The sequence below is a fragment of the Enterococcus sp. DIV0574 genome (assembly GCF_051711125.1).
Classification (GTDB): Bacteria; Bacillota; Bacilli; order Lactobacillales; family Enterococcaceae; genus Enterococcus_D; species Enterococcus_D gallinarum.
In genome coordinates, this window is sequence record NZ_JBIOMA010000001.1 from 652,441 (window position 1) to 669,452 (window position 17,012).

Sequence of the window (17,012 nt, forward strand, 5' to 3'; positions counted from 1 at the left end):
GCTCCTTCTAAGTTAATTGATTTTACGCAAGACATCATAAATGCGTGCGATGTCCTGCGTTGTTCCTCGCAGTTCAAAATCAGCTAGAAATGGAATCTGGAACTGTTCAGCATATTGTTTGGCAGTCAGGCAGTATTGATAATTGAAATTTTTGTTGCCGCTGCCGATCACACCGCGACAATAGCGGGCATTATCCGCATAATCAATATACTCCCGCATGGTTTCTGTCAAAATTTCCTGATCCCCATTATCTACGCCGTTGCCGCCTTCAAGATAGGTCGGCACAAACACGACAAAAGGTTCGCTTTCTTCTTCGAAAATGGAATTGTCATCAATTTCTTTGACGGACCATTCTAGAGGATGCGCTGTTGGCTGCTGGGCGGCATAGTCCATTAGTCGTTTGACAAATGCCCGGGTATTTCCTGAGATTGAAATATAAAGTAGTTTCATGTCATCACCTTCCGTATCCAGTATAACAGAATCAAAATAAAATAGAGCAGGTCTTTTGTAGCCAAAGGAAGGAAAAATAGGTAAACTAAGTAGATAGAAAAGGAGTGAGCATATGTTTTCTGAGATGCATCATGTGGCCATTATTGCCAGTGATTACCAACGAGCAAAATCATTTTATGTCGACAAATTAGGATTTAAGGTGATCCGTGAGCACCATCGTCCCGAAAAAAACGATACCAAAATCGATTTGGCTTTTGGCTCATCTGAGATTGAGTTGTTTATCGTGGATCAACCACCTAAACGAGCAAGTTATCCGGAAGCAACCGGCTTACGACACTTGGCTTTTCGAGTAACAAACATTGAGAAAATGGTAGCAGAACTTGAAACAAAAGGAATTACGTGTGAGCCGATTCGCTTTGACAGCTTTACGAATAAAAAAATGACATTCTTCCAAGACCCAGATGGGTTGCCACTGGAACTACACGAATAGTATCGAGGATTCATTCGAAGCGCAACGACACTTTTTTACTTGGGATGACAAAAAAATGCTGTTATTCTGAAGAAAACACAAGGAGGAGAAATCGTGATTCGATTTGCACAAAAAGAAGATCGTTTTGCTATGGCGAAACTTGTTTTAGTCATTTTAAAAGATATGGAATTACCGTTTGTGGCAGAAATAGGAGAAGAAAAAACGCTCGAGATCTTGGCTGAAGCGATGTTAGAGCCTGATTATCGTTATGGTTATACCAGAGGATTGGTCAATGAAATCGATGGACAAGTGGCTGGGGTTGCTTTTGGTTACCCAGATAAAGATGAACCTACCATTGATGAACCGTTAACGAAGATTCTGGAGTCCTACGGTTTGGATAAAGAAATGAAACTGTTCGTTGATCAAGAAACGTTGCAGAACGAATGGTACTTAGATACCATTTGTGTCGATGAAAAATTCCGTGGAAAAGGGGTTGGCTCAGCTTTATTGGCTGCACTGCCAAAAATTGCCCAACGAGATGGCTATACCACAATTGGTTTAAGTGTCGATAAAGCCAATCCACACGCCAAACGTCTCTATGAACGTCACGGTTTTCAAGTGGTTGCTGAACGAAAGATCAGTGGTCATCTATATGATCATATGCAAAAAGAAACCAGTTGAGTATCTCAGCTGGTTTCGTTCGTTAATCGTAACTCCAAATGTTGCTGGGTCTTGCGTTTGCGATTGTAGAGCCAATAATCCATAATCGCAGCAATACAAATGCAAACTGGCGCATCCTCATCGTTGACCACATCGATCACATAATAATCGCCAGTCAATAGTGTTGCTTTATCCATTTCCATGATCTTCTTGTTGAAATGATGGATCGCATACCGATGATTGTAGATATCCCCATGGACAGCCCAATGGAGCTGTTGGATATAATAAAAATCCCCAGGCCAGTTGAAAATTTTTTGTAACGTACCTACTTTTTCAAAGTCCTTGTAGATCTCAAATCGTGTGCCAAAGGTAAAACTAATTTGCTTAATACTGGCGACCAGTGTGCCGTCCAAACGATAGAGGGAAAGTGCATCGCCTTTAGTTCCCCAGCGCCCGACCATCAAGAATAACGATTTGCCCTTTTCGTCTTTAACGATCGTTCGCGTGATACTGCTGAGTTGTCTGTCTTGAATAAAAAATTCCGACATATCTACGCCTCCTCTTGTATCCCGAAAAGCTGCGTCAATTATAAATTCTCATCGATTGCCCGAATAATTGCTTTGCCGACTCCTGATTCAATGTTAGTATCCGTCAGATACTTCGCATATTCTTTGACTTCGATTTCCCCGTTACCCATAGCAAAGCTGACACCAGCAAGCTGTATCATGCTGACATCATTCAAGTTGTCACCAATCGTCATGACATCCGACAGTTGAATCGCTCGCTCTTTAGCAACGTGTGCCACCGCGATCCCTTTTTGGGCATTGCGATGATTGATTTCAATATTGTTTTGTCCGGAAGAAGTAACCACTAAGTCGCCATAACCATCGATTTCTTGTGTGATCGGTCCTAAAACACGCGCGCCATCTTGATGGAAGCAAATGATTTTTAAGATTTCCAGATCTTCAATCGCAAACAGTTCATTGAAGCCTTTGACATAATTGATGGGAAGAAAAGCTAGTCGTGCAGCAGTCATGGCAATGGCCATTTTGTGGGTCAGATGGGGCATTGCTTCTGCTGTATGGATCGCAAAATTCTCGATTCGGCGCGTCTGGCTTTCTGAATAAATGCCATTGCTCGTGGAAATCTCAAAATAAATGTCTTTTTCTCTTAATAAGTCCATCAATGAACGGGTTTTTTCTTTAGAAATAGGAACGGTGAATAAAGAAGTTCCTGATTTGTCAAACACTTGTGCACCATTAAGTGTGATCATAGCACAATCAATACCGGCTTCTTGCAAAGGCGGCAGAGCTTCTTTCCGGTTGCGCCCAGTGGCCACCATGAATTCGACTCCTTGGGATTGGGCATATTTGATCGCTTGGATATTTTCTTCTGAAATCTGCATGTTGGCGTTTAGTAAAGTACCATCCATATCAGAAGCGATTAATTTTATCATTGTCAGCGTCCTTTCTTATGGTTTCTATAGAATAGTGTACCACAAATCAGCAATTATTTTTGAGAATGTCTCCTTGTTTCTTAGGCAGATCTTTTGTTATCCTTAACTAAAAGCAAAGGAGCGAGACGATGAGAAAGATTTTAGAAAATGATTGGCAAGAAGTTTTGCAAGCTTCATTCGATCAAACCTATTACCAACAGTTACGGGAATTTTTGAAAGTAGAATATGCAACACAGAAGATCCACCCGGCAATGGACCATATTTATGAAGCACTGAAGCTGACTCCGTATCATGAAGTGAAAGTAGTGATCTTAGGACAAGATCCATATCATGGTCCGCATCAAGCCCATGGGTTATCTTTTTCAGTCCAACCCGGAGTACGGATTCCGCCTTCTTTACGCAATATCTATAAGGAATTGCAAAGTGATCTAGGCATCGCGCCAGTCTCTCACGGTTATTTGGTTCCTTGGGCGCAACAAGGAATTTTACTACTAAATACGGTGTTGACAGTTCGTGAAGGACAGGCTTATTCGCATCGAGGCAAAGGATGGGAACGATTGACAGATACTATCATCGAAAAGCTGAATCAACGGGATAAACCAGTGATCTTTGTATTATGGGGAAAACCAGCCCAGCAAAAGAAAGCGTTGATCGATACGAAAAAGCATATCATCATAGAATCTCCCCATCCAAGTCCGTTATCTGCCAGTCGTGGTTTCTTTGGATCGAAACCATTTTCAAAAATCAATCAAGCATTGATCGCATTGGATGAAACACCAATTGACTGGCAATTACCAGAAAAAATAGTACAGGTGTGAAACTGTAGTAGTGCAGAAGAGACGGACTGTGAATTGTGTAACAAAAATTATCTTTTTCGATTAGTACAGCATTTTTATCTGTTCTTTTTTTTGCAACTATTGTACAATGTAAGGGTATAAAAAAACTGGAGGTCTTTACCCGTGGAACTATTCGAAAGTTTAAAATTTAAAATCGTGCGTCGTCATATCAAAATCGTTTTCCCAGAAGCAACAGATCCTCGTATCCTTGGTGCAGCAAGCCGTCTACGTTCAGAAGAATTGGTAGAACCAGTTTTGATTGGTAACCCTGCTGAGATTGAGAAAGCAGCGGAAGCTCGAGGAATCAACATCGCTAATTTTGAGATCCTAGATCCTGAAAACTATGACCGGTGGGATGAAATGGTCGAAGCTTTTGTTGAGCGCCGAAACGGCAAAGCAACAAAAGAGCAAGCCGAAGAAATCTTAAAAGATGTTAATTATTTTGGTACGATGTTAACTTACATGGGGATCACTGAAGGAATGGTTTCAGGTGCGATCCATTCAACGGGCGATACGGTTAGACCTGCATTGCAGATCATTAAAACAAAACCAGGCGTGAGCCGCACAAGTGGTGCCTTTTTGATGGTTCGTGGTCGTGATCAAGAAAAATACCTATTTTCTGACTGTGCCATCAATGTGAACCCTTCTGCCCAAGAATTAGCAGAGATCGCTGTTGATTCAGCAAAAACAGCGGAATTATTTGATATCGATCCAAAAGTTGCCATGCTTAGCTTCTCGACAAAAGGTTCAGCTAAAGCACCAGAAGTCGATAAAGTGGTTGAAGCAACAAAAATTGCCCAAGAATTGGCGCCTGAGTACGAAATCGATGGTGAATTGCAATTCGATGCTGCTTACATTTCAGCTGTCGCTCAATTAAAAGCACCAGAATCAGAAGTAGCTGGTAAAGCAACGGTCTTTGTCTTCCCAGATTTACAATCTGGAAACATTGGCTACAAAATCGCACAACGCTTCGGTAACTTCGAAGCAATTGGACCAATCCTGCAAGGATTGAACAAACCAATCTCAGACCTTTCTCGCGGATCAAACGAAGAAGACGTCTACAAACTATCCATCATCACAGCAGCACAAACATTGATGGATAAATAAGATAACTAATCAAACAACCAAGCCGTTCCTTTTGTCAAGGAACGGCTTTTTGCTGCGAATCACAACGATTGGCTTGCATAGCAAGACAGAGTTGATGATGAGCAGTACTAGGCGACTAAAGGGAGCGTAGTAACCTTCAGCCTGAATCACAACGATTGGCTTGCATAGCAAGACAGAGTTGATGATGAGCAGTACTAGGCGACTAAAGGGAGCGTAGTAACCTTCAGCCTGAATCACTGCGATTGGCTTGCATAGCAAGACAGAGTTGATGATGAGCAGTACTAGGCGACTAAAGGGAGCGTAGTAACCTTCAGCCTGAATCACTGCGATTGGCTTGCGAAGCAGAGAGCAGATGATGAGCAGCGGGGACCAAAGAAAGCGTAGTAACCTCAGTATGAATCACAACGATTGCCCTTAGAGTGGCATGGAAGTCTAGTTAGCGCAACAAGCTTAGAAACAATTGCAGGCAAAGCAAGATGAGGGGCGTCGCTTCCAAAAATACTGCCCACAGCAGGATAAAAATGGTTTTTCTTTCAAACTCCTTGCGACGGTACGCTCTTTACTTTTGATTCTAAAACAAGCTATACTAACTACTAACAGCAAGTGAAAAGATAAAGGACGGATCAAACATGATAACGATCGCTGATTTAGATGCAACAGAAAAATTTGCCGAAGTGATTGGCAGAGTGGCCCTGCCTGGAGACAATTTGGTGTTAACTGGGGAACTGGGAGCCGGTAAAACGACGTTGACCAAAGGGATCGCTCGAGGTCTGGGGATCAGTCAACTGATCAAAAGCCCAACCTATACGATTATTCGTGAATATACTGAAGGTCGGTTGCCACTCTATCATATGGATATTTACCGGGTAGAATTTGGCGCATCAGACTTGGGATTAGATGATTATTTTGAAGGTGATGGTCTTTCTGTGATCGAGTGGGGAAATCTTCTGGAAGAGTCTTTACCGGAAGATTATTTGGAACTGATTTTGGAAAAAGATAATACAGAAGAGCAAAAACGTTTTGTGAAATTGCTTACATTTGGTCCGAAAGCTGAGGCTTTCCAACAGCGTATTTTGGCGCAATGGGAGGCAGATAATGAGTGACATTCATTTGACATTGCGTGAGGCTCGGGGCGAAGATGCGGCAGAACTCTTGGCAGTCAGTCAAAAGATTGGTCAAGAAACTGACTTTTTGGTCATGGATGAAACAGGCCTCGCCCTGCCTGAAGCAATGTTGGCACAGCAACTAGAAAGCTTGTATGAACAAGACAATCACCTCCTATTGTTAGCCCTTGATGGAGAACGAATTATTGGTATGGCTTCTATCAAAGGTTATTCGGAATGGCGCATGGCCCATGTAGGAGAAATAGGTCTATCGATTTTAAAAGACTATTGGGGAATGGGACTAGGGTCACTTCTTTTAGAAGAATTGCTTGAATGGGTCAGTGAAGTAGGGTTGTTGACACGCTTGGAGTTGACGGTCCAAGCGCGCAATGAACGATCTATCCATTTATATCAGAAGTACGGATTTGAAATTGAAGGTTGTATGAAACAAGCCGCCCAAACAAAAGATGGGCAACGAATTGATGTTCTAATGATGGCAAAATTAGTTGATGAGGAGTGAGAAGGATGATCCTGCTTGTTGAACCGGCCCTAGCAGACAAAGAACAGTTAACAGCTTATCGCGCATCATTTTTAGAAGACAATGAAACTATTCACGGAGGTTCTGGGCTAGAAACAGCGGAGACAATCGAAAAATGGCTTGAACTGCAAGAAGCCTACAAATCACCGGCAACTGTTCCTGCTAGTCATGTCATTAGTCGGGTTTATCTTGCAAAACAAGCAGATACAGTCATCGGAATCTTGAATCTGCGGCTAGAGCTCAACGACTATTTGCTGCAGCAAGGCGGTCATATCGGTTATTCTGTGAAAAAAACGTATCGCCAAAAAGGATATGGGACAGCAATGCTTGCTCAATCCTTGTCGATTGCCAAAAGCTTCGGAATAGAAAAAGTACTGGTGACATGCGATGCTCACAATCAAGCATCTGCTAAGGTCATTGAAAAAAATGGTGGTCAATTAGAAGATATATGGATCGATCCGGTAAATGGGAATAGTACTCGTCGTTATTGGCTTTCAACAAATAACTGAAAGACAAAAGAGTAAGAAAGTAAGAAGAAAAGTAAAAAACTGATACTCATTTTACGAGTACCAGTTTTTTTAATGGGTCGATCCCGAAATCGTTTTCTTGACGTAATAAGATCTGAGCACAGGCACGACTATCTTCAAGGGCGTCGTGGTGATTCAGCAAAGGAATCTGCAGCTGTTGGCAGACAGTATTCAGCTTGTGATTCTCGAATTCAGGATAGAGTTTGCGGCTTGTACGTACTGTACAGAGTGAAAGATAATTTGGCTGTTCTATCCCATAGTAATCAAGACATCCAGCTAAAACGCCAGTATCGAAACCAGCATTGTGGGCAACGATCAGACTGTTGAGATTATAATATTGCTGGATTTGTTTCCAAATGTCAGGAAATTTAGGAGCATTGACGACGTCTTCCGGATGAATGCCATGGATTTGGATATTTTTCCAAAAGAAATCTGTCTCCGGCTGGATCAACGTGTAGTATTCTCCAACAATTTTACTGTCCCGAACCATGACTAATGCCAATGAACAAGCACTGTGCTTTTGATAATTGGCTGTTTCAAAGTCCATTGCGATAAAATTCATTGCCTTCACCTCAAAGCTATTCTAGCACAAATCTTTGAAATGAAAAGATACAAGATTTTTTTGGCAGGATGGCCGATAGGACACAGCGAAAGAATATGGTAAGCAATTAGTTTAACTGCAATTCGACGGGGCAATGATCACTGCCTAAGATTTCTGTATGGATTTTTGCATCAACCAGGCGGTCATTTAAATCGTCTGAAACAACGAAGTAATCGATGCGCCATCCAGCATTATTTTTGCGCGCATTAAACCGGTAACTCCACCAAGAATAAATCCCTTCAGCATCGGGATAAAAGTAGCGGAAAGTATCCGTAAAGCCTGCTGAAAGTAAGGTTGAAAATTTTTCCCGTTCTTCAGGAGTGAAGCCGGCGTTTTTTTGGTTGGTTTTCCAGTTTTTAAGATCAATGTTTTGATGAGCGACGTTCAAGTCACCGCATAGGATAACTGGTTTTTGCTGTTTCAGATCGGTCAGATAGGCACGAAAAGCATCTTCCCATGTCATGCGATAATCGAGACGACGCAATTCATTTTGGGCGTTTGGTGTATAGCAAGTGACTAAAAAGAATTCGGGGTATTCCAGGGTGATCACCCGGCCTTCGGCATCATGTTCCTCGATGCCAATCCCATAATGGGCAGCAAGTGCCGGTTCTTTAGCAAAGATCGCTGTACCAGAGTATCCTTTCTTTTCTGCATAATTCCAGTATTGCGTGTATCCTGGCAGATCCAACTCGATCTGCCCTGCTTGCAGCTTCGTTTCTTGCAAACAAAAGAAGTCTGCATCGAAGGTCTCAAAGGCTTCTAAAAAGTTCTTTTTGACGATTGCTCGTAAGCCATTCACGTTCCAAGAAATAAATTTCATATTTGTCCTCCTCGGTTCAACTATATTTTCCATTCTACCGAAAAAAAGTGTAAGATTAAAGCAAGACGTAACGTTTAGGAGGAATCAGTCATGAAGATCGGTGTTATCGGGTTAGGAAATATTGCACAAAAAGCATACTTGCCAAGTTATATTGCATTGCAGGATCAAGCGGATTTTTATTTTGCCACCCGGCGTGAATCCGTTCAGAAAGAATTGCAGCAACGTTATCGGTTGGCGCATATGTACACCAATTTAGACGAGCTGATCGATCAGGGAATCGAGGCTTGTTTCATTCATACAGCTACTGGCAGCCACTATGAGTTGATCAAAAAATGTCTGACAGAAGGAATCCATGTCTTTGTCGATAAACCGGTCAGCGAGAATTTTGCTGAAGTAGAAGAATTGTTTGCTCTAGCTAAAGCAAAACAAAAGTTGTTGATGGTCGGCTTCAATCGCCGCTTTGCCCCGATGGTCGATCAATTAAAACAAATTCCGGATAAGCGGATGATTTATCTGTCAAAACACCGGCAAGCTGCTAGTCATGATACCAAGTATGTGATCTATGATCTCTTCTTACATTTGGTGGATACTGGTGTCTATTTATTGGATGAACCGATCATCGCGCATACTAGTCAGATCAAAGAATCAGCGGATGGATTGGAGACGGCCACACTGATCTTGGAAACAGCACATACAACGGCGATTTTGACGATGGATCTCAAGAGTGGTGCCAATACGGAAGATTACCGGATCACCGCCAAAAGCGGAACCTATGATGTGAGGAATTTGACTGCTCTTACGGAGTATGTGGAGGGGAAAACGGTGGAACATGAGTTTGGCGATTGGGAAACAACGTTGAACAAACGAGGGTTCTATCCATTAGTTTCGGCATTTATTGCAGCAGTCGCCGATCCAACGGCTATCGATCTGCGCCAAGCGCAAGTGATAGACAGTCACCAGCTTTGCCAAGAAATGATCGCTGCCAATCATCGGGCAAAAAGTGATTCTTTAGAGAAGTAGCAACTTTTCAATGAACATGCTAAAATAAGGAAGATGTTTAATGTGAAAGGACTCTTTCTTGTGAATAAAGAATTAATGATCAAGCAATTTCCAGAAATTGCGTTACTAAAAGATGAAGCTTTATTGAATTATACGTATACGAAAACAGGAGGGCCTGCAGATATCCTGGCTTTTCCCAAATCAGCAAAAGAAGTAGAACAAATTGTCGCCTATTGTCGAGAAACTGATACTCCTTGGTTGGTCTTAGGCAATGCTAGCAACTTGATCGTTCGTGATGGTGGGATTCGCGGTGTTGTGATCATGCTATCAGAAATGAATCAGATAACGGTAGAAGATACCACTTTGATCGTCGAAGCAGGCGCGAAGCTGATCGATACAACGTATGTGGCACTCCATGAATCGTTGACAGGATTTGAGTTTGCTTGCGGGATTCCAGGAAGCGTCGGGGGAGCGGTATTTATGAATGCCGGTGCTTATGATGGTGAGATTCAAGATATTTTTGCGTCCTGTGATGTCTTGCTCGCAGATGGACGCGTCGTGACTATGATGAAAGAAGAGATGGCGTTTTCTTATCGCCACAGTACGCTTCAAGACCAACATGCGATCATTCTGTCGGCTCGTTTTGATTTGGCGCAAGGGGATCAAGATCAAATCAAGAAACGAATGGATGAGTTGACGGAACTCCGTCAGCTGAAACAACCATTAGAATATCCTTCTTGCGGCAGTGTCTTCAAGCGGCCTGTTGGTCATTTCACTGGCAAGTTGATTCAAGACGCCGGTTTACAAGGATTGAAATGGGGCGGCGCGCAAATTTCTGAAAAGCATGCTGGCTTCATCGTCAATGTCGATCATGCTACAGCGACGGACTATGTGGAACTGATCGCTCATATCCAACAAGTGATCAAGGAGCGATTTGATGTCCAGTTAGAGACAGAAGTGCGTATTATCGGAGAAGAAGCAAAATAATTCAACATGTTCGTAATTGTGACAACGTCTGATGACAAATCGATATCTGAAGAATGAATGTATTGCAAGGCTTCGTAAGGCATCGTTGCGATGTATCGAGAACCTATAGCATTACTTGAATCTTTCAGAACGGTTGTTTATTTGGACAGTTGTCACATTTTTTATTAAAAAAGGCAATGGGAAGGCTGTACTATTTGTCTACCCATTCCGTCTTGGCTACAATAAAGAAAAGGGGAAAATGGAGGGATAGTATGAAAAAGTGGTTGGGTATTGGCTTGTTGGTTGGGCTATTCTTTTTAACCGGTTGTACGAAATTACCGCAGGATCAGTTTGCTGATGGGTTAACAGTACAAAAAGATATGAATGCTGGTGACTTTAGCGTGACGATCGATACATTTGAATTTGCTGGCGAGGACAGCCAAAATTCACAAGAAAGCATGATCGCAGGGATGATTTTCTCCCAGTTGGCGGGAACCAAGATCACAGGAAATTTTGTTGAAGATCCAAAAAGCAAAAATATTCGTTTGGATGCCTCACTGTCTTCTGGAGAAATCGATGTTCCACTGAATCTTTTGATCGATGGCAAGAGCCATGACACCTACCTTTCAGCAGAAATCGTTGAGGCAATGAGCAATCTGTTTGCATTTGATACATTCGGTACATCGGATACGTTTGCATCGGATACATTTGATAGTAGCGAAACGCCAGATACGATGGGGAAAGATAAATATATTCGTCTGTCACCAGATGAGATGTCAGATCTTGACACGGACCAGCTATTGAACAATAGCTTATTTTCTTCTGAGACATTGGCAGAGTATGTCAAAACGTTGGATCGTGAATCTTTTAAAAGAGATGGTGACACCATCACGCATACATTCACAAAACAAGAGCTGTTGGACTTTGTTGACTATGCCAAAAAACAAAAGGCAGACACTAGTGAGATTACGCAGTGGGAAGATCTGCTGAAAGACAGTGAGCGTATTGATTTGACTGTATCTGTCAATGCAAAGAAACAAAACCAAAAAGTTGTGATGAACATGACCCAATCTGGCGAGCTGCCTTTGGCTATTGGGATCACGTTTACTATCAGCGGCAAACAAAGTGATGAAAAAGTCCAGTTACCTGCTTCAGAAAATGTCGTTGATCAGCAAGAGTTTTTTGATTCCTACCAAGAAGACTCTTTTTGGGATGACAGTTATTACGGCGATGATCCCCTCTCTGATGAAGATTGGACAAATTATACGCTAACAGACGAGGAGTTTGACCAATTATTAGAGATGGTTGCCACTGATCTACAGGGCATGACGGATGAAGAAATCGTTGATTTTTTGTTGATTTATGAAGACTTACTGACCGAAGAACAGGACCAGCGTTTGGCTGAGGCATTGCAAGTAAGCCAAAATTTATGAGCAGCATAAAGGAACACTAAAAAAAGAGCCATTGAAGCAAGCTTATCAAGCTGCTTCAATGGCTCTTTTTATTTGAAGTTCTTTCAAATGAATCAAAAACGTGGCTTTTTCGTCAATCTCAGTAATACAGAAGCAACAGCCATGGTCGCAATTCCTGCAACGATCGCCTCTGGGATACCTTGTGTCAAAATAACGCCAAGGATGGCGGTATAGACGGCAGTTCCGGCATTACCGATCGCAGCGGCATATTCTTGTTGGAATAAAAAGTAGATGAGGTTCATCACGAGAATCGTATTCGTCAATCCTCCAGCGATTCCAGCAATCAGCAACGAAGTGCTTTGCCGCTTGTTTTGCCACATTTTCTGGCAGGCTTTAAAGACAAAATAAGGGACGATTCCGATCAGAATGCGAGGAATCAGAGCAACCAAGATCGCTTTCCAACTTCCATGATCCATGCCATAGACTGGGACAAATGGCGAGAACACAAAAGAAAGCGGCGAGATGATCCACGTTGAACGGACCATACTAATGATGCCAAAAGCCCCTCCCAGAAAGCCGCCGATCCGTGGTCCTAAAATGATGGAAGCAATGATCACGGGAATGTGCATCGTAGTAGCATTGATCGGACCTAAAGGAATGAACCCTAGAAAAGGAACGGATGCTAAAAGAATCAAGATCCCCAGGAAAAATGCAGTTAAAACTAAATCAAAAGTGGCTATTTTTTTCATGTTAGACTCCTCGTACTTCCAATGCTGCAACAGCTTGTTCAACGATCGCTTCCACGGTCGCCAGCGCGCCGCGGCCGAAATCCCCGCAAGCCAATAAGGCTTCGCGAGGAGCGATCTCTTGATAACCGACCTCTTTCAAAATGGCTAGATTTCGTTGCACGATTGGATTTTGATACATATTGGTATTCATCGCTGGTGCAATCAGTTTTGGTACCTCCGCAGTCAATGCCAAAGCGACCGTTGAGATCAGATCATCTGCTAAACCATGAGCCAATTTACCAATCAAGTTGGCACTGGCTGGCGCGATCAAGAAAAGGTCCGCTTGCTTCGCTAATTCGATATGGTTGATCCGGTCAGGTTGGCGTTCTTGCATCACATCCACATGGATTGGTCGCTTAGATAATGACTGGAGAGTCAATGGTGTGATGAATTGCGTACTATTAGCAGTCATCATCACGTCGACTGCATACCCTCGTTTTGTCAACTCATTCGCGATATCCGCTGCTTTATAAGCGGAGATACTTCCGCTAATACCTAATAATACATGTTTTTGTTTCATTTTAATTCCTCCTTATCCAAGGGGCTCTTCATTTTTCAATAATGTATCTACGATCAATGCGGCAATTTCTGGCTTAGTATGGCCGGTACCGATTTTTTTATCGGCAGTTAGTAAGTGACCAATATGCTGATCTTCTTTGATCGTAGTCAAGTCATTGGCCAAGACATAATCTGCTTGATTTTTAGCTAGACTATCACGGGCTACTTGAAAAAGTGTTTCTTCCGAAACATCGACTAATAATTTGAAACCCACCAACTTTGTCTGAGGTTGTTTTGCTTTGATTCGCTGGATCACTTTAGGTGTTTTCTTTAAGACCATCACTAGATGATCAGTATTCGAAGAGAGTTTGCCTGACTGTTCCATTGACTGTGCTACTAATGTCTCTAACAACTCAGGAGATACTTGGTTGTCAAATTGTGGAAGCAGCTGATTGATCGCTGTCAAGAATGCTTCTTGTGACCAACTGTTAGCAGGTGTGAAATCACTGACCGCCATGCTGTGGATCACTGCAAAGTAAGTATGTGCCGATAATAAGGACTCAAGACAATTCAGTAATCCAAGAGCGCCTTCGATAGAGTGGACCGTCAATCGTGAATCGTTAGCTGGCTGTTTTGCTTGACGAGTTGTGACATAATCAATTTCAATCCCTTTTTCTAATAACGCTTCAGCGATGGCTTTGCCTAATGAACCTGTTGAATGATTCGTGATCGACCGTACTGAATCAATTTTTTCGGAAGTTCCGCCGGCAGTGATCAATATTCTCATGCTTCTGATGCCACCTTGACGATCGTCCGACCTTGATGGGTACCGGCTAATAAGGATGCGAGTGTTTCCGGCAATGTTTCAAAGGTAATCTCATGACTATGCAGCTGATCTGCGACATACCAGCCTGTTGCTAGACGTTGCCAAAGTTCGTTACGAGTGGCAGTGTCAACATTGACCGAGTCAATACCGATCACGCGGATGCCGCGAAGAATAAAGGGTAAAACCGTCGTTTCGATGTTGATCCCCCCAGCATTTCCGCATAAAAAGGCACCGCCGCCGTAACGGATTTGCGGCAATAATGCGGAAAGAAGGGAACCACCGACGGTATCAATAACTGCCGCTACTGTCTGCTTCGCCAGCGGTTTGATTTTTTCTGGTTGCCAATCAGCTGGATCAGTGATTTTGGTTGCTCCTAATGCCAATAACCAGTCTGCCTCTTTTTTACGAGAAAGTGCGACGATGTTTGTATAGCCTAACTTATGCAACAATGCGATGCTGATACTTCCGACACCTCCGGAAGCTCCGGTAATGACGATCGGCGCTTCTTTTTCAAGGGCAAGTTTTTCAAGTTCGGTGACAGCCAGTGCCGCAGTAAAGCCAGCAGTACCATAACACATACTATCTTTAGCCGATAAAGTTTCTGGTCGTTTGATCAGCCAATCAGCCGGTACCCGTTGGTATTGGCTGAAGCCACCGGGATGAGAAACACCTAGGCCGTAACCTGTCAGCAGTACTTGGTCGCCGGTTGAAAAATCCGGACTTTGACTTTCAATGACTTCACCAGCCAAGTCGATGCCTGGTGTCATCGGATAAGTACGGATAACACCGCCATTTTCTTTAGCTGCTAAAGCATCTTTATAATTGACATCGGAATAAGCGACTTTGACAAGAACGTCTCCCTCAGGTAAATCTGTCAGTTTGCAGGTCTTTAAAGTGGCAGTAAATGTTGGTTCATTTGTTACGATATAAGACGAAAATTCTGTCATTCAAGGCAACTCCTTTAATGGTTTGAACTCATGATACCATAATCTGGTTGATTTTTAATCATTGTTGCGAAACAGATGATTATTCATGAGACAATTTCTTCGTTAGAATGAGAGAAGAGCATTGAGAGCTACTGAATGAAAACGGCTAAATAAAGGCATTATGTGACAGCTGCCCATTGGCTGCAGCTCATTTAGTCAATAAGAAAGCTTCGAAAAATTCTCTTCAAAAAAGGTAAAAAAAGACTTGTTTTTTTTAGAAAAGTTTGTATACTGGAAAAAGTGAAATTAAACTTGAAGTTTACTATTAGCAAACTTTTTTGTGGGAATTTTTTACTATATTTTTGATCGAGGGGGAATGTAGATGGAGATTGGCGAGAAGCTCCGCAATTTGCGGGTCCAAAAAAATCTGACACAAGAAGAATTAGGGGAACGAACCGATTTATCCAAAGGGTACATCTCCCAATTAGAAAGGGATTTAAGTTCACCTTCAATGGAAACTTTTTTTACGATTTTAGAAGTCCTTGGAGTGACCCCGGAAGAATTTTTCCGTCAAGAAAATGCAGACCATCAAGTGGTCTATCGAGAAGAAGACAGTACGAGTTATTATGATGAAGAAAATGGCTATGAACTGCGGTGGCTGATTCCAGACTCGAATGAAAAAGAGATGGAGCCAGTCGTGTTGACTTTTGAGAAAGCCGGCGAGTATAAGACATTTGAACCTTCTTTAGCGGAAACATTTATTTATGTTTTGGAAGGAACGATTGCACTGAGCCTCGGGGAATCAGAATACAAAGCACGTAAGGGACAGTCCATTTATTACCAAGCAACAGAACCGCATCAATTGAGAAATATCGGCCGGCAAAAAAGTCGCGCCTTGATCGTTGTAACTGATTCTTATTTATGATTTAGGGGGAAAAAGTGTGGGAAAAACAATTATTTCGTTCAATAACGTGGTCAAGCGATTTGATGACGATGAAACCGTCTTGAAAAATGTTAGTTTTGATATTGAAGAAGGGCGTTTTTATACGCTTTTAGGTCCTTCAGGATGTGGGAAAACCACGATCTTACGGATCATTGCCGGATTTTCCGAAGCAACAGAAGGCGATGTTTACTTTGATGGCCAGCGTATCAACGATGTTCCGGCAAATCAGCGACAAGTTAATACTGTCTTTCAGGACTATGCGTTGTTTCCACATATGAACGTGTTCGAGAATGTGGCTTTTGGCTTACGGATCAAGAAGCTGCCGAAAGACGAAGTCACAAAGAAAGTCAAAGAAGCATTGCGATTGGTCCAACTTCCAGGTTACGAAAATCGTGAGATCAGTGAAATGTCCGGTGGACAGCGTCAACGGGTGGCGATTGCGCGAGCGATCGTCAATGAGCCGAAAGTTTTACTCTTAGATGAGCCTTTGTCAGCTTTAGACTTGAAATTACGAACAGACATGCAGTACGAATTGCGGGAACTGCAGCAGCGATTAGGAATTACCTTTATCTTTGTGACCCACGATCAAGAAGAAGCATTAGCGATGAGTGATGAGATCTTCGTCATGAATAAAGGAAAGATCATTCAAAGTGGGACACCGGTAGACATTTATGACGAGCCGATCAATCATTTTGTGGCGGACTTTGTCGGCGAAAGTAATATCGTGAATGGCACGATGATCGATGATAATTTAGTCGAGTTTGTCGGCAAACGCTTCGAGTGCGTGGATGGCGGTATGCGGGCGAATGAACCCGTTGAAATCGTGATCCGCCCAGAAGATCTAAGTTTGACCACCGCTGAGAAAGGGAAATTGATCGTTGAGGTAGACACGCAATTGTTCCGCGGCGTACATTATGAAATCATTTGTTACGATGAACAAGGCAATGAATGGATGGTCCATTCGACTAGAAAAGCCAAAGAAGGCAGCAAGATCGGTTTGTTTTTTGAGCCTGAAGACATTCATGTCATGCGTTTCAATGAATCAGAAGAAGATTTTGATGCTCGTTTAGAGAGCTACGAAGATTAG

At 42.6% G+C, this 17,012-nt stretch carries 21 protein-coding genes; 12 read left to right on the plus strand and 9 right to left on the minus strand.

Features of this window, described 5'->3' with window-relative positions; translation table 11 throughout:
* Window positions 1-12: 12 nt before the first annotated feature.
* Window positions 13-450, minus strand: a complete 438-nt coding sequence (gene nrdI / locus IGJ45_RS03195) for a class Ib ribonucleoside-diphosphate reductase assembly flavoprotein NrdI (RefSeq protein ID WP_005471716.1) — start codon at window positions 448-450, stop codon at window positions 13-15.
* 112 nt (window positions 451-562) lie between these two features.
* Between nrdI and gloA2 the strand changes: the two genes are divergently transcribed.
* Together gloA2 and IGJ45_RS03205 are read left to right on the plus strand one after the other, a co-directional pair.
* Window positions 563-940 (plus strand): SMU1112c/YaeR family gloxylase I-like metalloprotein, encoded by a 378-nt coding sequence (gloA2, locus tag IGJ45_RS03200; protein ID WP_005471717.1) that lies wholly within the window; start codon window positions 563-565, stop codon window positions 938-940.
* A 93-nt stretch (window positions 941-1,033) separates the two neighbouring features.
* On the plus strand, window positions 1,034-1,600 hold the full coding sequence (locus IGJ45_RS03205; protein WP_005471718.1) for a GNAT family N-acetyltransferase: 567 nt from the start codon (window positions 1,034-1,036) through the stop codon (window positions 1,598-1,600).
* 5 nt (window positions 1,601-1,605) lie between these two features.
* Here the strand turns inward: IGJ45_RS03205 and IGJ45_RS03210 are convergent, their stop codons facing one another.
* Window positions 1,606-2,127 carry an LURP-one-related/scramblase family protein gene (locus tag IGJ45_RS03210; RefSeq protein ID WP_003127456.1) on the minus strand — a complete coding sequence of 174 codons (522 nt, stop codon included), beginning with the start codon at window positions 2,125-2,127 and terminating at the stop codon, window positions 1,606-1,608.
* A gap of 38 nt (window positions 2,128-2,165) precedes the next feature.
* Window positions 2,166-3,035: a Cof-type HAD-IIB family hydrolase gene (locus IGJ45_RS03215; protein ID WP_147587113.1), complete on the minus strand. Its 870-nt coding sequence runs from the start codon at window positions 3,033-3,035 to the stop codon at window positions 2,166-2,168.
* Window positions 3,036-3,163: 128 nt separating this feature from the next.
* On the opposite strand from IGJ45_RS03215, the gene IGJ45_RS03220 reads away from it, so the two are divergent.
* The 5 genes from IGJ45_RS03220 (at window position 3,164) to IGJ45_RS03240 (ending at window position 7,128) form a co-directional block, all read left to right on the plus strand.
* Complete coding sequence (locus tag IGJ45_RS03220) at window positions 3,164-3,853, plus strand: uracil-DNA glycosylase (RefSeq protein WP_003127458.1); 690 nt, start codon at window positions 3,164-3,166, stop codon at window positions 3,851-3,853.
* 141 nt (window positions 3,854-3,994) lie between these two features.
* Window positions 3,995-4,978: a phosphate acetyltransferase gene (gene pta / locus IGJ45_RS03225; RefSeq protein ID WP_003127459.1), complete on the plus strand. Its 984-nt coding sequence runs from the start codon at window positions 3,995-3,997 to the stop codon at window positions 4,976-4,978.
* 629 nt (window positions 4,979-5,607) lie between these two features.
* Entirely contained in the window at window positions 5,608-6,081 is a 474-nt protein-coding gene (gene tsaE, locus IGJ45_RS03230; RefSeq protein ID WP_003127460.1) for a tRNA (adenosine(37)-N6)-threonylcarbamoyltransferase complex ATPase subunit type 1 TsaE, read from the plus strand.
* Entirely contained in the window at window positions 6,074-6,601 is a 528-nt protein-coding gene (locus IGJ45_RS03235; protein ID WP_029487219.1) for a GNAT family N-acetyltransferase, read from the plus strand. The genes tsaE and IGJ45_RS03235 overlap by 8 nt, the downstream gene beginning before the upstream one ends.
* Window positions 6,602-6,606: 5 nt before the next feature.
* Window positions 6,607-7,128, plus strand: a complete 522-nt coding sequence (locus IGJ45_RS03240) for a GNAT family N-acetyltransferase (RefSeq protein WP_005471730.1) — start codon at window positions 6,607-6,609, stop codon at window positions 7,126-7,128.
* A gap of 46 nt (window positions 7,129-7,174) precedes the next feature.
* On the opposite strand, the gene IGJ45_RS03245 is transcribed toward IGJ45_RS03240, so the two are convergent.
* Window positions 7,175-7,708 (minus strand): 3'-5' exonuclease, encoded by a 534-nt coding sequence (locus IGJ45_RS03245; protein WP_005471732.1) that lies wholly within the window; start codon window positions 7,706-7,708, stop codon window positions 7,175-7,177.
* Window positions 7,709-7,814: 106 nt separating this feature from the next.
* Window positions 7,815-8,567, minus strand: a complete 753-nt coding sequence (locus tag IGJ45_RS03250) for an exodeoxyribonuclease III (RefSeq protein ID WP_005471734.1) — start codon at window positions 8,565-8,567, stop codon at window positions 7,815-7,817.
* A 90-nt stretch (window positions 8,568-8,657) separates the two neighbouring features.
* Between IGJ45_RS03250 and IGJ45_RS03255 the strand changes: the two genes are divergently transcribed.
* The 3 genes from IGJ45_RS03255 to IGJ45_RS03265 all read left to right on the plus strand — a co-directional run bounded on the left by IGJ45_RS03255 (window position 8,658) and on the right by IGJ45_RS03265 (window position 11,965).
* Window positions 8,658-9,587 carry a Gfo/Idh/MocA family protein gene (locus IGJ45_RS03255; RefSeq protein ID WP_003127467.1) on the plus strand — a complete coding sequence of 310 codons (930 nt, stop codon included), beginning with the start codon at window positions 8,658-8,660 and terminating at the stop codon, window positions 9,585-9,587.
* A 75-nt stretch (window positions 9,588-9,662) separates the two neighbouring features.
* Window positions 9,663-10,553: a UDP-N-acetylmuramate dehydrogenase gene (gene murB / locus IGJ45_RS03260; RefSeq protein WP_369914735.1), complete on the plus strand. Its 891-nt coding sequence runs from the start codon at window positions 9,663-9,665 to the stop codon at window positions 10,551-10,553.
* A gap of 251 nt (window positions 10,554-10,804) precedes the next feature.
* A complete protein-coding gene (locus tag IGJ45_RS03265) occupies window positions 10,805-11,965 on the plus strand; it encodes a hypothetical protein (protein WP_238696165.1) in 1,161 nt (386 codons plus the stop codon).
* A gap of 92 nt (window positions 11,966-12,057) precedes the next feature.
* On the opposite strand, the gene IGJ45_RS03270 is transcribed toward IGJ45_RS03265, so the two are convergent.
* Genes IGJ45_RS03270 through IGJ45_RS03285 form a run of 4 tightly spaced genes read right to left on the minus strand, consistent with a single transcriptional unit; the run spans window position 12,058 to window position 15,003 of the window.
* Window positions 12,058-12,693 carry an ECF transporter S component gene (locus IGJ45_RS03270; protein ID WP_003127470.1) on the minus strand — a complete coding sequence of 212 codons (636 nt, stop codon included), beginning with the start codon at window positions 12,691-12,693 and terminating at the stop codon, window positions 12,058-12,060.
* A 1-nt stretch (window position 12,694) separates the two neighbouring features.
* On the minus strand, window positions 12,695-13,252 hold the full coding sequence (coaC, locus tag IGJ45_RS03275) for a phosphopantothenoylcysteine decarboxylase (RefSeq protein ID WP_003127471.1): 558 nt from the start codon (window positions 13,250-13,252) through the stop codon (window positions 12,695-12,697).
* A 12-nt stretch (window positions 13,253-13,264) separates the two neighbouring features.
* Window positions 13,265-14,017, minus strand: a complete 753-nt coding sequence (locus tag IGJ45_RS03280) for a phosphopantothenate--cysteine ligase (RefSeq protein ID WP_003127472.1) — start codon at window positions 14,015-14,017, stop codon at window positions 13,265-13,267.
* Window positions 14,014-15,003, minus strand: a complete 990-nt coding sequence (locus IGJ45_RS03285; protein WP_003127474.1) for an acrylyl-CoA reductase family protein — start codon at window positions 15,001-15,003, stop codon at window positions 14,014-14,016. The genes IGJ45_RS03280 and IGJ45_RS03285 overlap by 4 nt, the downstream gene beginning before the upstream one ends.
* 361 nt (window positions 15,004-15,364) lie before the next feature.
* Here IGJ45_RS03285 and IGJ45_RS03290 point away from each other — a divergent pair, with 361 nt between their 5' ends.
* Together IGJ45_RS03290 and IGJ45_RS03295 are read left to right on the plus strand one after the other, a co-directional pair.
* Complete coding sequence (locus tag IGJ45_RS03290) at window positions 15,365-15,907, plus strand: helix-turn-helix domain-containing protein (RefSeq protein WP_003127476.1); 543 nt, start codon at window positions 15,365-15,367, stop codon at window positions 15,905-15,907.
* A gap of 16 nt (window positions 15,908-15,923) precedes the next feature.
* Window positions 15,924-17,012 carry an ABC transporter ATP-binding protein gene (locus IGJ45_RS03295; protein ID WP_003127477.1) on the plus strand — a complete coding sequence of 363 codons (1,089 nt, stop codon included), beginning with the start codon at window positions 15,924-15,926 and terminating at the stop codon, window positions 17,010-17,012.

What these genes read in the sequence shown, in the direction of transcription:
- nrdI (WP_005471716.1), bottom strand. Translation starts at nt 450, where the DNA reads ATGAAACTACTTTATATTTCAATCTCAGGAAATACCCGGGCATTTGTC.
- gloA2 (WP_005471717.1), top strand. Translation starts at nt 563, where the DNA reads ATGTTTTCTGAGATGCATCATGTGGCCATTATTGCCAGTGATTACCAA.
- IGJ45_RS03210 (WP_003127456.1), bottom strand. Translation starts at nt 2,127, where the DNA reads ATGTCGGAATTTTTTATTCAAGACAGACAACTCAGCAGTATCACGCGA.
- IGJ45_RS03215 (WP_147587113.1), bottom strand. Translation starts at nt 3,035, where the DNA reads ATGATAAAATTAATCGCTTCTGATATGGATGGTACTTTACTAAACGCC.
- IGJ45_RS03220 (WP_003127458.1), top strand. Translation starts at nt 3,164, where the DNA reads ATGAGAAAGATTTTAGAAAATGATTGGCAAGAAGTTTTGCAAGCTTCA.
- tsaE (WP_003127460.1), top strand. Translation starts at nt 5,608, where the DNA reads ATGATAACGATCGCTGATTTAGATGCAACAGAAAAATTTGCCGAAGTG.
- IGJ45_RS03235 (WP_029487219.1), top strand. Translation starts at nt 6,074, where the DNA reads ATGAGTGACATTCATTTGACATTGCGTGAGGCTCGGGGCGAAGATGCG.
- IGJ45_RS03240 (WP_005471730.1), top strand. Translation starts at nt 6,607, where the DNA reads ATGATCCTGCTTGTTGAACCGGCCCTAGCAGACAAAGAACAGTTAACA.
- IGJ45_RS03245 (WP_005471732.1), bottom strand. Translation starts at nt 7,708, where the DNA reads ATGAATTTTATCGCAATGGACTTTGAAACAGCCAATTATCAAAAGCAC.
- IGJ45_RS03250 (WP_005471734.1), bottom strand. Translation starts at nt 8,567, where the DNA reads ATGAAATTTATTTCTTGGAACGTGAATGGCTTACGAGCAATCGTCAAA.
- IGJ45_RS03255 (WP_003127467.1), top strand. Translation starts at nt 8,658, where the DNA reads ATGAAGATCGGTGTTATCGGGTTAGGAAATATTGCACAAAAAGCATAC.
- murB (WP_369914735.1), top strand. Translation starts at nt 9,663, where the DNA reads ATGATCAAGCAATTTCCAGAAATTGCGTTACTAAAAGATGAAGCTTTA.
- IGJ45_RS03265 (WP_238696165.1), top strand. Translation starts at nt 10,805, where the DNA reads ATGAAAAAGTGGTTGGGTATTGGCTTGTTGGTTGGGCTATTCTTTTTA.
- IGJ45_RS03270 (WP_003127470.1), bottom strand. Translation starts at nt 12,693, where the DNA reads ATGAAAAAAATAGCCACTTTTGATTTAGTTTTAACTGCATTTTTCCTG.
- coaC (WP_003127471.1), bottom strand. Translation starts at nt 13,252, where the DNA reads ATGAAACAAAAACATGTATTATTAGGTATTAGCGGAAGTATCTCCGCT.
- IGJ45_RS03280 (WP_003127472.1), bottom strand. Translation starts at nt 14,017, where the DNA reads ATGAGAATATTGATCACTGCCGGCGGAACTTCCGAAAAAATTGATTCA.
- IGJ45_RS03285 (WP_003127474.1), bottom strand. Translation starts at nt 15,003, where the DNA reads ATGACAGAATTTTCGTCTTATATCGTAACAAATGAACCAACATTTACT.
- IGJ45_RS03290 (WP_003127476.1), top strand. Translation starts at nt 15,365, where the DNA reads ATGGAGATTGGCGAGAAGCTCCGCAATTTGCGGGTCCAAAAAAATCTG.